Here is a 13170-nt window from a genome sequence, read left to right as displayed (position 1 = left end):
CACCCAGAGCGTTTTTTGCTTATTGCTTACACCGGCGGAATACCATCCGGAGGGTTCTCGTCAAAGCCGTGCATGCGCAGAGCCCATTGCAAGCCGACCACGGCTCCCTTCACCGGCTGCAACAGCGCAAGCGAGGCGACGAAGGTGAAGGGCAGATAGGCGACGAAGCTGAGCCAGACCGGCGTCGAGTAGTTGGTCTCAATCCAGAGGATGGCCGGCACCACGATGTGGCCGACGATGACGATGACGAGATAGGCGGGCAGATCGTCGGCACGATGCGGCGTGAAATCGAGGCCGCATTGGGCGCAATTGTCCGCCGTCTTCAGGAAGGCGCGGAACAGCTTGCCTTCGCCGCAGCGCGGGCAGCGGCTGCGAAAGCCGCGCTTCATCGCGGTCCAGACGTCGCGTTTCTCGACGAGGCCGGTCTCGCGCGTCCAGATTTTCGGGGCCGTGCTCATCGTCACCATGCCTTGCCCTTCTGCCCCCCGCCTTTCCCCTTGTTATTTCCTTTGCCCTTCTTGGGTTTGCCGGATTTCTGCTTCGTCGGCTTGCGTTTTCTCTCTGGGCTGCGGCCGGGATGAGGTTTTGACGATTTGCGCTGCTGACGGAACTGCCGGCGCTCGCGTGGCGAGCTCTCGCTCTCCGACGACAGCAGCTCGAAACGCAGCGCGCCGGCGATCGGAGCGGCTTCGATCAGGCGGACGTCGACCACGTCACCCAGCTGATACATCGTGCCGCTGCGCGTGCCGACGAGGGCATGTCGGCCCTCGTCATAGTTGAAATATTCCGTGCCGAGGGATCGGATCGGGATCAGTCCGTCGGCGCCGGTCTCGCTCAGCTTGACGAACAGGCCGGCGCGGGTGACGCCGGAGACGCGGCCCTGGAAGCTGGCGCCGATGCGGTCGGCGAGATGGTGGGCGATCAGGCGGTCGACGGTCTCGCGCTCCGCCTTCATCGCGCGGCGCTCGGTCAGCGAAATATGCGCGGCGACCTCGCTGAGGCTCTCCGGCGTCTCGCTGTCGGGCAGCGCGCCTTCGCCGAGGCCGAGCGCGCGGACCAGTGCGCGATGCACGACGAGGTCGGCATAGCGGCGGATCGGCGAGGTGAAATGCGCGTAGCGGCGCAAATTCAGGCCGAAATGTCCGTAATTCTCGGACGAATACTCAGCCTGCGCCTGGGCGCGCAGCACGACTTCGCTGACCAGCGGATAATAGTCGTGGCCTTCGAGCTGGGCCAGCACGCGGTTGAACAGCGTCGGGCGCAATGCGCCTGATTTCGTGAAGGGGATGTCGAGCGTCTCCAGGAACTCGGAGAGCGCGTGGACCTTCTCCAGGGTCGGCTCGTCATGCACGCGGTAGATCAGCGGCAGCGATTTTTTCTCCAGCATCTCCGCCGCCGCGACGTTGGCGAGGATCATGAACTCCTCGATCAGCTTGTGCGCATCGAGACGTTCAGGGACCACGACGCGGTCGACCGTGCCGTCGCTCTTCAGCAGGATCTTGCGCTCGGGCAGATCGAGATTGAGCGGATCGCGCTCGTCGCGGGCGCGCTTGGCACAGGCATAAGCGGCATAGAGCGGTTTGAGGATCGGATCGAGCAGGGGGCCGGTGGTGTCGTCGGGGCGTCCGTCGATCGCGGCCTGGGCCTGCGCGTAGCTCAGCTTCGCCGCCGAACGCATCAGGATGCGATGGAAGCTGTGCGAGCGCTTGCGTCCGTCGGGGCCGAGCACCATCCGCACCGCGAGCGCGCCGCGCGGCTCGCCCGGCACCAGCGAGCAGAGATTGTTGGAAATGCGCTCGGGCAGCATCGGCACGACGCGGTCGGGGAAATAGACCGAGTTGCCGCGATCGAGCGCGTCGCGGTCGAGCGCGGTGCCCGGCCGGACGTAGAAGCTGACGTCGGCAATGGCGACGTTGACGATGAAGCCGCCCTTGTTGTTGGGATCGTCGTCCGCTTGCGCATGCACCGCGTCGTCGTGGTCCTTCGCATCCGGCGGATCGATGGTGACGAGCGGCACGTCGCGCCAGTCCTCGCGGCCCTTCAGATTGGCGGGCTCTGCCGCCTCCGCCTCGCGCACGGCGGCGGCGGAGAATTGCAAGGGGATCTCGTGGGCGTAGATCGCGATCAGGCTGATCGCCTTCTCCGACTTGACCGAGCCGAGCTTCTCTTTCACGCGGCCCGAAGCGAGGCCAAAGCCGCGCGAGCGGACGAGGTCGACGCTGACGAGATCGCCGTCCTGCGCGCCGCCCGTGTCGGTCTCGGCAATGTTCAATTCGCGGTCGGCGAATTTCTTGTCGACGGCGACGAGTCGTCCGCCGCCTTCGGGCAGGCTGCGGAAGACGCCGAGGATACGGCTCTTGGCCTTGTCGATGACCTTGATGATGCGGCCGCGATAGGCCGGGCCTTCGTCCTCGTCGGTTCGCTCGATGCGCAGCAGCGCGCGATCACCGACGCCGGCCGCGGTCCCGGGCTTGGGCCGGCGCGGCATTTCGATCAGGATCTTCGGGGGCTCGCCGCTCTCGACCTCGTCCCATTCGGCGGGGGCGGCGATCAATTCGCCGTCGGAGTCGCGCCCCGTGATGTCGGCGAGCAATGTCGGCGGGAGCGTGTCCGGCTCCGAGACCTTGTGGCGTTTTTTCTTGATGATGCCTTCGTCCGCGAGCTCGCGCAGCATGCGCTTGAGCTCGACGCGATCGGCGTTCTTCAGGCCGAACTCGCGCGCGATTTCGCGAGTTCCCACCTTTCCATGATTTGCCTTGATGAAGGCGACGATGGCTTGCCTGTCGGGAAAGCCACGGTCATTCTTGCGTTTCACTTAACCTCTAATTCTTCACTCAAGTCTTGCCGGCACTCTTCTTGGCCGGAGCCTTGGTGGCGGCGGACTTGGTCGGCGACGTCTTCGCCGTCGACGACACGGCTGCGCGCGCCTTGCTGGTGGATTCGGATTTGGGTTTGGCCGCCTTCTTCGCGGCCGCTTTCTTCGGCTTTGGCGTGGCGTCCTCGCCGTCGACCTTGTCCGCAGCCTTCTTGGCCTTGGCCGGCTTTGCCGCCTTCTTCGCCTTGGTCTTGCCGCCGCCCTTGGCCGCGCGCTCGTCGATCAGCGCGATGGCCTGGGCCAGCGTGACGGTCTCCTTCTCGAACTCGGCCGGAATGGTCGCGTTGACGCCGCCGGCCGTGACATAGGCGCCGTAGCGGCCGCTCTTCACGGAGACGGTGCCGAGGCTCGGATGATCCCCGAGCGCCTTGCCGGGATCGGCGCCGAAGCGCCGGCTCGGACCCTTGGCGACCTTTTCCGCGATCAGCGTCACGGCGCGGTTGAGGCCGATATTGAAGACCTCGTCGCCGGCCTCGAGGCTGGCATAGGTCTTCTCGTGCTTTACGAACGGCCCGAAGCGGCCGAGGCCCGCGGTGATCGGCTGACCGGTTTCCGGATGCTTGCCGATCTCACGCGGCAGCGACAGGAGTTTCAGCGCGAGCTCGAGGTTGACGTCGCTGGGCGAGGTGCCCTTGGGAATCCCCGCGCGTTTCGGCTTCTCGCCTTCCTCATAGTCCTTCTGCTCGCCGAGCTGGATGTAGGGCCCGAAGCGGCCGGCCTTGACCCAGACATCGCGCCCGGTGTCGGGGTCCTGGCCGAGCGAGCGGTCGGCGCTGGCTTCGCCGTCGGCAGCGAGCTGGCGGGTGTAGCGGCATTCCGGATAGTTCGAGCAGCCGACGAAGGCCCCGAACTTGCCGGCCTTGAGATTGAGCCGGCCGGTGCCGCAGTTCGGGCATTGCCTGATATCGCCGCCATCGGCGCGGGGTGGATAGATGTGCTGTCCGAGCATCTCGTCGAGCACGTCGAGCACCTGCGCGACGCGCAGATCCTTGATCTCGTCGACGGCACCGATGAAGCCGGTCCAGAAATCCTTCAGCACCTGCTGCCAGGAGATCTCGTTGTTGGAGATGCGGTCGAGCTGCTCTTCGAGACCGGCCGTGAAATCGTACTCGACGTAACGGCTGAAGAAGCTTTCCAGGAACGCGACCACGACGCGGCCCTTGTCCTCGCCATGCAGGCGCTTCTTCTCCAGCTTGACGTAGCCGCGGTCCTTCAACACCTGGAGGATCGAGGCGTAGGTGGAGGGCCGGCCGATGCCGAGCTCTTCCATGCGCTTGACCAGCGATGCCTCGGAGAAGCGCGGCGGCGGCTCGGTGAAATGCTGGGTGACGGACAGGCTCTGCCGCTTCAGGGCGTCGTTCGGGCTCATCGCGGGCAGGCGGCGGGAGTCCTCGTCCTCCTCGTCGTCGCGGCCTTCCTGATAGAGCGCGAGGAAGCCGTCGAACTTGATGACCTGGCCGGTCGCGCGCAGCTCCAGCGTACGGGGGCCTGCTTTTGCCGTGATGTCGACGGTGGTGCGCTCGAGCTCGGCCGATTCCATCTGGCTCGCGATGGTGCGCTTCCAGATCAGCTCATAGAGTTTCGCCTGATCGGCATCGAGCTTGCGGCTCATGCTGTCGGGACGGCGTGACATGTCGGTCGGGCGGATCGCCTCGTGCGCTTCCTGGGCGTTCTTGGCCTTGGCCTGGTACTGGCGCGGGGCGTCCGGCACATAGGCGTTGCCGTAATCCTCGCCGATCACTTTGCGCGCCTGGGTGATCGCTTCGGGCGCGATCTGCACGCCGTCGGTCCGCATATAAGTAATGAGTCCAGTGGTCTCGCCGCCGATGTCGATGCCTTCATAAAGGCGCTGGGCGATCCGCATCGTGTGCGCGGGCGCAAAGCCATATTTGCGGCTGGCTTCCTGCTGCAGCGTCGAGGTGGTGAAGGGCGCCTGCGGATTGCGCCGCGCGGGCTTGGCGTCCACTGCGGTCACGGCGTAGGCGGCTGCCTCCAGCGCCTTCTTGAAGTCTTCGGCTTCCGCGCCGGTGCCGATGTCGAGGCGCTGGATCTTCTTGCCGTCGGCGCCGACGAGGCGGGCCTCGAAGGCATCGCCGCGCGGCGTCAGCAGGGTCGCGACCAGCGACCAATATTCCCGCGGCACGAACTTTTCGATCTCGAGCTCGCGATCGCAGACAAGGCGCAGCGCCACCGACTGCACGCGGCCGGCCGAGCGTGCGCCCGGCAGCTTGCGCCACAGCACCGGGGAGAGGGTGAAGCCGACCAGATAGTCCAGCGCGCGGCGCGCCATATAGGCATCGACCAGCGCGCCGTCGATCTGGCGCGGATTCTTCATCGCCTCCGAGACGGCCTGCTTGGTGATGGCATTGAACACCACGCGCTCGATCTTCTGATCCTTCAGCGCGCGCTTCTCCTTCATCACCTCCAGCACGTGCCAGGAGATGGCCTCGCCCTCGCGATCGGGGTCGGTGGCGAGGATCAGGCGGTCAGCACCCTTCAGAGACTTGGCGATATCGTTCAGCCGGCCGGCGGCCTTGGGATCGACCTCCCAGATCATCTTGAAATTTGAGTCGGGATCGACGGAGCCGTTTTTGGCGGGAAGGTCGCGGACATGGCCGAACGACGCCAGGACCTCGTAGGACGAGCCCAGATATTTGTTGATCGTCTTGGCTTTCGCCGGCGACTCCACAATAACGATATTCATGTAGTTCCAGTAACTTACGGGAAAATCTTAGGCCGAAAACGAAAGGACTCGGGTCGGCCGTTTCGACCCGAACATGGGTGGTGAGGCCGTTCCTGTCAAATCGAGGGCTGTTGAAAGCCGCCGCGATGGGAAAAGTTTCATATCGAGAAAGTTGCAGAATACCACCTTGGAGTTGCGGCCGATGTCGGCGTAAGGTTGGCGCGGGGCATGGATTCGGGATGGGGTCTGGTGACGAAGCCAGCAAAGAAACGAGCGCGCGTCGCAACAGGCGCGCCGGGAGGCTCGCGCAACGAGGAACCGGGGGAAGGCGGGGCGGATGAGGCGGTGGCCTTCATCGCCGAGCAGACGGCTGCCCTCCGCAAGCTTGCCGAGCGCCACAAGCTGCACGTGTTGCATTATTTATTGGGCATGACGCAGCTCGAGGCCGACGAGCACCTGCGGCTGCGAAGCAAGCGCAAGCTGTCGTAGGGGCGCCAGGCGCGAGATGCGCTTCACCGATGTCGTCCTGGCGAAAGCCAGGACGATGTGAGATTGGGCGCCGCGTCGCTACCCAGCCGACCGCCGGCGCGGCGCGGCCCGCGGCTTCAACATGGTATCCGCCGGGCTGAGCAGCCGCCCGTCCTCGGCCCGCATCTCCAGCTTCTTCACCGGGCGGCTTTTCTCGCGATCGACCAGAATGGTCGCGATCTCCTCGGGGTGGTCGTCGAACTCCTCGCTCCATTGCCGCAGGGCCACCAGGATCGGGAAGGTGCCGCGGCCCTTCGGCGTCAGCACATATTCGGAATAGGCGCTGCCGTCGGAGGCGGGGGCGGTTGTCAGAATGCCGTGATCGACCAATGCGCGCAGGCGCGCCGACAGGATGTTCCTGGCCATGCCGAGCTTGTTCTGAAACTCGCCGAAGCGGCGGACGCCGAACAGCGCCTCGCGGATGATCAGCAGCGACCACCAGTCGCCGAGCGCGTCCAGCGAGCGCGCGATCGGGCAGGCGTCGCCCTCAAAGCTCGTCCGTTTCACCATCACCTTCGTCCTGTCGCGTTCGCACGGCTTGGCGGCCGATCACGCGCTTGTGTGGTTGCATCATAAAACCGTATGCCCTAGATGGCAATCTAGTTTCATTATGCAACTACTGGAGGCGAGCGTGAGACTGAAGAACAAGACGGCCCTGATCACCGGCGGCAACAGCGGCATCGGGCTTGCGACGGCAAAACTGTTCGTGGCCGAGGGCGCCAGGGTGGTGATCACCGGCCGCAACAGGGAGACGCTGGAAGCGGCCGCGAAAGAGCTCGGGCCGAACGCGCTCGCACTCGCCGCCGACGCGACCGACATTGCCGCGACGGAGGCTGCGATCAAGAAGGGCGCGGAAAAGTTCGGCAAGTTCGACATCGTGTTCGCCAATGCCGGCATCGCCGGCGGCACGCCGCTGGGATCGGCGACGCTGGAGGTCTTCGAGAAAGTCATCAGCACGAACCTCACCGGCGTGTTCTTCACCGTTCAATCCGCGCTGCCCTATCTCAACGACAATGCCTCGATCATCCTCAACGGCTCGGTGATCTCCGTGCTCGGCATTCCCGGTTACTCCGCTTACGGCGCCGCCAAGGCGGGCGTGCGCGCGATGGCGCGGATCATGGCCTCGGAGTTGTCGCCGCGCGGCATCCGCGTCAACGTGGTCGCGCCCGGCGCGATCCGCACCCCGATCTGGGGACCTGCGGTCGCAACGCCCGAGGCCGAGAAGGCATTCGAGAAGCGGATCGCGCTGTCGACGCCGCTCGGCCGCATCGGCGAAACGGACCACGTTGCGAAGACGGTGCTGTTCCTCGCCTCCGACGATGCCGCCCATGTGCAGGGTCAGGAGATCTTCGTGGACGGCGGCGCGGTCGCCTCTCCAAGCGGCGCGCCGATCTATCGGGGCTGATCGCTCGAGCGGACCTCGTCGGGCGCAACATTCGCGTTGCGCCCGATGGCTCGGCCGTGTCGAGCCCTACGCCGCGCGCAGGCTGGTTGCCGACTGGAGCGCGCCGGCAATCGCCTTTTCGCGGTGCTCCGGCCCGACCTGGATGCCGTCGGCCGGGATGAATTCGACGTTGGTGATGCCGATGAAGCCGAACACCCAGCGCAGATAGGTTTCGAGGTGTTCGCCGGCCGCGGATGGCGTCTCCGCGCCGTAATAACCGCCGCGCGAGATGGCCACGATAACGCGCTTGCCGCCGGCAAGGCCTTGCGGTCCATTCGCTCCATAGCTGAACGTCTTGCCCGCAACGAGGATGCGGTCGATCCAGGCCTTGAGCTGGCTCGGAATGGTGAAATTGTACATGGGCGCGCCGATCACGACGATGTCGGCGGCCAAAAACTCGTCCAGCGCAGCCGCGCTCGCGGCGAGGTCGGGGGCGAGTTCCGCCGACGCCGGGGCGCCTTGCGCGGCCGCAAGATGCGGGCCCGAAAGATGGGCGAGCGGGGTCTGGGTCAGATCGCGATAGGTGATGTCGAGCGCGGGGGGTGCCTGGCGGAACCGGTCGACGATAGCCGCCGAGACCTGCCGGCTGACGGAGTGGGGGCCGAGGACGCTGGAGTCGAGATGGAGGAGTTTCATTGGGGTCACCCATGGTATATGTTTGTAACCAGCACTACATGAGTGACTGTTGAAATCCCCGCAAGAACGCACTTTTTTGAGCCATGGGCACATCTTTGAAACCTGCGAACACCGATTTGCCTGCGCCGCCGAGGCAAAATCCGAGGTCGGATACGAGGCCCGATCCGACGCCGGATCCCAACCATGCGGACTGCCGTGGGGTCGCCTCCGTGCTGTCCCGCGTCGGCGACAAATGGAGCGTGTTCGTCATCATGATGCTGAGCGACGGGCCCAAGCGCTTCAACGAGCTGAAGCGCATGATCAACGGCATCTCGCAGCGCATGCTGACATTGACGCTACGCGGGCTGGAGCGCGATGGCCTCGTCACGCGCACGATCTTTCCCACGATTCCCCCGCGGGTCGATTATGAGCTGACCGATCTCGGCCGTGGTCTCCAGCAGCCGGTCAAAGCGCTCGGCGAGTGGGCGATCAAGCACCAGACGCAGATCGCGACGGCGCGGTCGCGGTTCGACGAGCGAAACGAGACCTAGATCAAAGACACCAAGCCGCCGCCGTGACGCTCGAGCTTTCCGGCCAGCTCGAGCTCCAGGAGGACGGTGCGCACGATCGCAGGCGAGGCGCCGGACATCCGCACGAGATCATCGATTGAAACCGGCGCGGGGCCGAGCAGGCCGGTGATCTGGTCGCGGTCGTGGCCTTGCGGATCGCTCTCGAACGGCTCGCTGTCGGGCTCGCTCGCAGGAATCATCAGTGGCCGCTCCATGATCGGCTGGACCGCGTTGACGATGTCGGCAGCTTCCGTGACGAGCGTCGCGCCCTGCTTGATCAGATCGTTGGCGCCGGCGGCGCGCGGATCGAGCGGCGAGCCCGGCACCGCGAACACTTCGCGGCCCTGCTCGGCCGCCATGCGCGCGGTGATCAGCGAGCCCGAGCGGTGCGCGGCTTCCACCACGACCACGCCGAGCGAGGCGCCGGAGATCAAGCGGTTGCGGCGGGGAAAGTCGCGGGCGCGCGGCTCATGGCCGAGCGGCATCTCGGAGATCGCGGCGCCTTCGTGATCGAGGATCGATGCGAGCAGATCGCCATGCTCGGGCGGATAGATGCAATCATGTCCGCCGGCGAGCACGGCGATAGTGCCGCTTTCGACGCTCGTGCGATGCGCTGCCTGGTCGACACCGCGGGCGAGGCCGGAGATGACGACAAAGCCGGCTTCGCCGAGCTCGCGCGCAAGCAATCCAGCGAATTTCAGCCCGGCGCCGGAGGCATTGCGCGAACCGACGATCGCGATCATCGGCCGCATCAAGGTTTTGGCGTCTCCGCGTACGGCCAGCAGCGGCGGCGCGTCGTCGATCATTGCGAGCCGCGCCGGATAGCCTTCCTCGCCGGGCGCGCGCCAGGCGATGCCGAATTTACGGCTCGCGGCAAGTTCGGCCTTGGCCTCATCGGCGCTGCAGATGCGCCCCGATCGCTGCGCTCCGCCGCGCCGCGCGAGATCAGGCAGCCGTTCCAGCGCCGCCCGCGCGGTGCCGAAATGATCGACCAGCGAGCGGAAGGTGCGCGGACCGACATTGTCGGAGCGGATCAGACGCAGGCGGTCGATCCTGTCAGACTCGGTCAGCTCCACGCTCGGATTGATGGCGTCCACGGCGTCTCCTTGTAGGAGCAGCATGGAACAACCAGAGGGCGTTGCGCAACAGTGGCGTGCGCTTGCGCGGCTTTGCTCCGATGCTAAAAGCGATGCCAATAACAAGGATTTTGCCATGATCTCACTCGCCGACCTCCAGCGCCGCATCGAAACTGGCGAGCTGTCGCCTGATGCCGCCATCGCTCAGTCCCACGCGGCGATCGAGGCCAAGGAGAAGGACGTCCGCGCCTTCGTCCGTCATGACAAATCCGCGAAGGCGCAAGGCTCCGGCCCGCTGCGTGGCATCGCCGTCGGCATCAAGGACATCATCGACACCGCCAATATGCCGACCGAGATGGGCTCGGAGATCTATCGCGGCTGGCAGCCGCGTTCGGACGCGCCTGTGGTGATGATGCTGAAGCGGGCGGGCGCCACCATCATCGGCAAGACCACGACCACGGCGTTCGCCTCGCGCGATCCAACGCCGACGCTCAATCCGCACAACCTTGGTCACTCGCCGGGCGGCTCGTCGTCGGGCTCGGCCGCAGCGGTCGGCGCCGGCATGATCCCGCTGGCACTGGGTACGCAGACCGGCGGCTCGGTGATCCGGCCTGCGGCCTATTGCGGGACGGCAGCGATCAAGCCGTCGTTCCGGATGCTGCCGACGGTCGGCGTGAAATGCTATTCATGGGCGCTCGACACGGTCGGCCTGTTCGGCGCCCGCGCGGAGGATCTGGCGCGCGGGCTGCAGGCGATGACGGGACGCAACGAATTCGCAGGCATCGTCGCGGCGAAGTCGCCGCGCATCGGCGTGGTCAGGCAGGAGTTTGCCGGCGCCGTCGAGCCGGCGGCCGAGCAGGGGTTGCAGGCTGCGATCCAGGCGGCGACGCGTGCCGGCGCCAATGTGCAGACGATCGATCTGCCCGAGGCGGTACAGGAGGCCTGGCGCATCCATCCGATCGTCCAGGATTTCGAGGCGCACCGCGCGCTGGCCTGGGAGTTTTCGGAACGGCACGACGAGATCGCACCGATGCTGCGCGCCAGCCTCGATGCGACGGCGGGACTGACGCCCAAGGATTACGACGAGGCGCGGCGGATCAGCCGCCGCGGCCGGCGCGAGCTCGGCGAGCTGTTCGAAGGGGTCGATGTGCTCTTGACCTATTCCGCGCCGGGCACGGCGCCGGCCAAGGAGCTCGCGACCACCGGCGACCCCCGCTACAACCGGTTGTGGACCCTGATGGGCAATCCCTGCGTCAACGTGCCGGTGCTGAAGGCAAATGGTCTGCCGATCGGCGTGCAGGTGATCGCGCGCTTCGGCAACGATCCGCTCGCACTTGCGGCGGCCTGGTTCCTGGAAGAGGCGCTGGCGAAATCAGGCTAGCGCAGGTTCGGCGCGAGCCGCCTTTTGATCGCGCGCGGATGCGCTGCCGTCCGGGCCTTGGCGGAGCCAACGCTCGGCGGCCTCGCGGCCGCTCCGGTGCAGGAGGCGAATGAAGCCGCGGCCGAGATCGGTGGACGAGCGCTGCGCCAGCCCGTCGACGGAGTCTTCGGCCGCGATCCTGGACAGCCGCAGCGACGGTGCGGCATGAGCCTGCGCCCATTCGATGGCGGCGATCTCGGCGTTGAGCGCGGCGTTGGCCGCGATCTGGTCGAGCCGGCGGTCGATCGCGGCGAGCGTGATCGGCACGTAGCTGTCGCGCGCCGGCGTGACCTGGATCAGCAGGACATCGGGCGTCGTCGTTTCCTGCGCCAGCCGCAGCAGCGGCGGGTTGCCGCCGAAGCCGCCGTCCCAATAGGCCTCGCCGTCGATCTCGACGGCGCAGTGAACGAGGGGCGGGCACGTCGAGGCCAGCGCGACGTCGGCGGTGATGGCATCGTTACGGAAGATCTGCTGCTGCCCGTCTCGGATCCGCGTCGCCGCAATCAAGAGTCTTGGGCATTTTGCGTCGCGCAGGGCGGCAAAATCGATGTCGCGCAAGAGCGCCTGCCGCAGTGGATCGAGATCGAACGGATCGAACTGGCCGGAGCGCAGCGTCGGCCCGAACGCAACCGAGCTTCCCGCCGGCGAAAAGCCGCCGATCAGCATCAGCGAGCGGAACGAGGCCTCGTGCATCAGCCGGACCCAGAACCGGTTCAGCCGCGACCGCGCGCCTTCGCGGCCGCCTTCGGCTAGGCCGCAGGCGAGCAGCAGCGCATTGATGGCGCCGGCGCTGGCGCCACTGATGGTGTCGATCAGGATATCAGGCTCTTCCAGCAGCCGCTCCAGCACGCCCCAGCTGAAGGCGGCAAAGGTGCCGCCGCCCTGGAGCGCCAGCGACAATCTTCGTGGCGGCCATTGGCCGGCGTGTAGCTGCTTGGGTGCAACGGGTGCGGCTGTAGTCACGACCTCGGTCGTCACAGGTGCTTGTGCGATCGGATCGGGCTGCGGCGCTGGCGGCACAACAGGAAGAGGCTCTGGCGCCGGAGGCGGCGAGGGTGCCTGAGACCAGATGTCGGTTGTCGAGAGCAGCCGGCTTGCCGCGGTGCGCATCGCGCCCGGCGAACCAATCCCGTCATGCACGCCGACAATCTTCTCGCTCATTCTGAGCACCGCGTATCGCCGTTTCCGCCGTCAGGATGACAGCTCCGGATCCCGCTCGCCAATACAACCGTGATTCGGCCGTCAGTTGCGAACAGGATTTGGGATATAATGTGGAGAGGCCGCTTCGGTATCCGTAGATGCCCGGCTTCGCTCGAAAACGGCTCTAGGCCTTCTCGCCGATCCGGCTTTCCTTGCCCCCTTGCAGGCGCTTGATGTTCTCGCGATGCGCGTAGAACAGCAGCAGGGTCAGCACTGCTGTCAGTGCGGCCAATGCGAGGTGGCCGAACCACCACAGGAACATCGGCGTGATGAAGGCCGCCACCAGCGCCGAGAGCGAGGAGTAGCGGGTGGTGAAGGCGGTGGCGAGCCAAAGCAGGCAGAACACGACGGCGCCAGGCCAGAACAGGCCGAGCAGAATGCCGATATAGACGGCGACGCCTTTGCCGCCTTTGAACTTCAGCCAGACCGGGAAGAGATGGCCGAGGAACGCGCCGAGCCCGGCCGCCATGGCGGCATTGGGACCTGCGATGTAGCCGGCGATCACCACGGCCACGGTGCCCTTGAGCGCGTCGAGCAGCAGGGTGCCGGCGGCGAGGCTCTTGCGTCCCGTGCGCAGCACGTTGGTGGCGCCGATGCTGCCGGAGCCGATCGAGCGGATGTCCTGCGTGCCCGCGAGCCTGGTCAGGATCAGGCCGAACGGGATCGAGCCGAGGAGGTAGCCGATGACGAAGGCCACCGGCAAAAATGCTTCAAGCCCCATGGCGGCAGCTCCAAAGGCAGGATTTCCATCTCGATTTCA

12 protein-coding genes are annotated in these 13170 nt (G+C 66.1%); 4 read left to right on the top strand and 8 right to left on the bottom strand.

Annotation, left to right across the window (positions count from 1 at the left end; all coding sequences use genetic code 11):
• Positions 1-26 precede the first annotated feature (26 nt).
• Genes HAP40_RS22695 through topA form a run of 3 tightly spaced genes read right to left on the bottom strand, consistent with a single transcriptional unit; the run spans position 27 to position 5579 of the window.
• A complete protein-coding gene (locus tag HAP40_RS22695) occupies positions 27-467 on the bottom strand; it encodes a DUF983 domain-containing protein (protein ID WP_166815627.1) in 441 nt (146 codons plus the stop codon).
• Positions 461-2815: a ribonuclease R gene (gene rnr, locus HAP40_RS22690; protein ID WP_166815628.1), complete on the bottom strand. Its 2355-nt coding sequence runs from the start codon at positions 2813-2815 to the stop codon at positions 461-463. The genes HAP40_RS22695 and rnr overlap by 7 nt, the downstream gene beginning before the upstream one ends.
• Before the next feature lie 19 nt (positions 2816-2834).
• The gene (topA, locus tag HAP40_RS22685) at positions 2835-5579 is read right to left on the bottom strand and encodes a type I DNA topoisomerase (RefSeq protein WP_166815629.1); all 2745 of its coding nucleotides are present in this window, start codon (positions 5577-5579) and stop codon (positions 2835-2837) included.
• A 228-nt stretch (positions 5580-5807) separates the two neighbouring features.
• Between topA and HAP40_RS22680 the strand changes: the two genes are divergently transcribed.
• On the top strand, positions 5808-6047 hold the full coding sequence (locus HAP40_RS22680) for a hypothetical protein (RefSeq protein WP_166819401.1): 240 nt from the start codon (positions 5808-5810) through the stop codon (positions 6045-6047).
• Between the two features lie 78 nt (positions 6048-6125).
• Here the strand turns inward: HAP40_RS22680 and HAP40_RS22675 are convergent, their stop codons facing one another.
• Positions 6126-6596, bottom strand: coding sequence for a winged helix-turn-helix transcriptional regulator (locus tag HAP40_RS22675; protein ID WP_166815630.1), 471 nt, complete (start codon positions 6594-6596; stop codon positions 6126-6128).
• Between the two features lie 121 nt (positions 6597-6717).
• Between HAP40_RS22675 and HAP40_RS22670 the strand changes: the two genes are divergently transcribed.
• Complete coding sequence (locus HAP40_RS22670) at positions 6718-7491, top strand: SDR family oxidoreductase (protein ID WP_166815631.1); 774 nt, start codon at positions 6718-6720, stop codon at positions 7489-7491.
• Positions 7492-7557: 66 nt separating this feature from the next.
• On the opposite strand, the gene HAP40_RS22665 is transcribed toward HAP40_RS22670, so the two are convergent.
• Positions 7558-8166, bottom strand: coding sequence for an FMN-dependent NADH-azoreductase (locus HAP40_RS22665; RefSeq protein ID WP_166815632.1), 609 nt, complete (start codon positions 8164-8166; stop codon positions 7558-7560).
• Between the two features lie 83 nt (positions 8167-8249).
• On the opposite strand from HAP40_RS22665, the gene HAP40_RS22660 reads away from it, so the two are divergent.
• Positions 8250-8696, top strand: a complete 447-nt coding sequence (locus HAP40_RS22660; RefSeq protein WP_166815633.1) for a winged helix-turn-helix transcriptional regulator — start codon at positions 8250-8252, stop codon at positions 8694-8696.
• Here HAP40_RS22660 and dprA read toward each other — a convergent pair.
• The gene (gene dprA, locus HAP40_RS22655; RefSeq protein ID WP_166815634.1) at positions 8693-9835 is read right to left on the bottom strand and encodes a DNA-processing protein DprA; all 1143 of its coding nucleotides are present in this window, start codon (positions 9833-9835) and stop codon (positions 8693-8695) included. The two genes, HAP40_RS22660 and dprA, sit on opposite strands and share 4 nt — an antisense overlap.
• 91 nt (positions 9836-9926) lie before the next feature.
• Between dprA and HAP40_RS22650 the strand changes: the two genes are divergently transcribed.
• Positions 9927-11171, top strand: coding sequence for an amidase (locus HAP40_RS22650; protein ID WP_166815635.1), 1245 nt, complete (start codon positions 9927-9929; stop codon positions 11169-11171).
• Here HAP40_RS22650 and HAP40_RS22645 read toward each other — a convergent pair.
• Together HAP40_RS22645 and plsY are read right to left on the bottom strand one after the other, a co-directional pair.
• Positions 11163-12371, bottom strand: a complete 1209-nt coding sequence (locus tag HAP40_RS22645; RefSeq protein WP_166815636.1) for a patatin-like phospholipase family protein — start codon at positions 12369-12371, stop codon at positions 11163-11165. The two genes, HAP40_RS22650 and HAP40_RS22645, sit on opposite strands and share 9 nt — an antisense overlap.
• Before the next feature lie 163 nt (positions 12372-12534).
• Positions 12535-13131, bottom strand: a complete 597-nt coding sequence (gene plsY / locus HAP40_RS22640; RefSeq protein WP_166815637.1) for a glycerol-3-phosphate 1-O-acyltransferase PlsY — start codon at positions 13129-13131, stop codon at positions 12535-12537.
• Between the last annotated feature and the right edge of the window lie 39 nt (positions 13132-13170).

Origin of the sequence: Bradyrhizobium sp. 1(2017), from assembly GCF_011602485.2 — a bacterium.
Classification (GTDB): domain Bacteria; phylum Pseudomonadota; class Alphaproteobacteria; order Rhizobiales; family Xanthobacteraceae; genus Bradyrhizobium.
Note: the sequence above shows the minus strand (reverse complement) of the source record. Positions and strands in the feature narration are given on the sequence as shown.

Coding starts and splice junctions, on each gene's coding strand:
- plsY (WP_166815637.1), bottom strand. CDS start 13,131: ATGGGGCTTGAAGCATTTTTGCCGGTGGCCTTCGTCATCGGCTACCTC.
- HAP40_RS22665 (WP_166815632.1), bottom strand. CDS start 8,166: ATGAAACTCCTCCATCTCGACTCCAGCGTCCTCGGCCCCCACTCCGTC.
- HAP40_RS22645 (WP_166815636.1), bottom strand. CDS start 12,371: ATGAGCGAGAAGATTGTCGGCGTGCATGACGGGATTGGTTCGCCGGGC.
- HAP40_RS22660 (WP_166815633.1), top strand. CDS start 8,250: ATGGGCACATCTTTGAAACCTGCGAACACCGATTTGCCTGCGCCGCCG.
- topA (WP_166815629.1), bottom strand. CDS start 5,579: ATGAATATCGTTATTGTGGAGTCGCCGGCGAAAGCCAAGACGATCAAC.
- HAP40_RS22675 (WP_166815630.1), bottom strand. CDS start 6,596: ATGGTGAAACGGACGAGCTTTGAGGGCGACGCCTGCCCGATCGCGCGC.
- HAP40_RS22650 (WP_166815635.1), top strand. CDS start 9,927: ATGATCTCACTCGCCGACCTCCAGCGCCGCATCGAAACTGGCGAGCTG.
- HAP40_RS22695 (WP_166815627.1), bottom strand. CDS start 467: ATGGTGACGATGAGCACGGCCCCGAAAATCTGGACGCGCGAGACCGGC.
- dprA (WP_166815634.1), bottom strand. CDS start 9,835: ATGCTGCTCCTACAAGGAGACGCCGTGGACGCCATCAATCCGAGCGTG.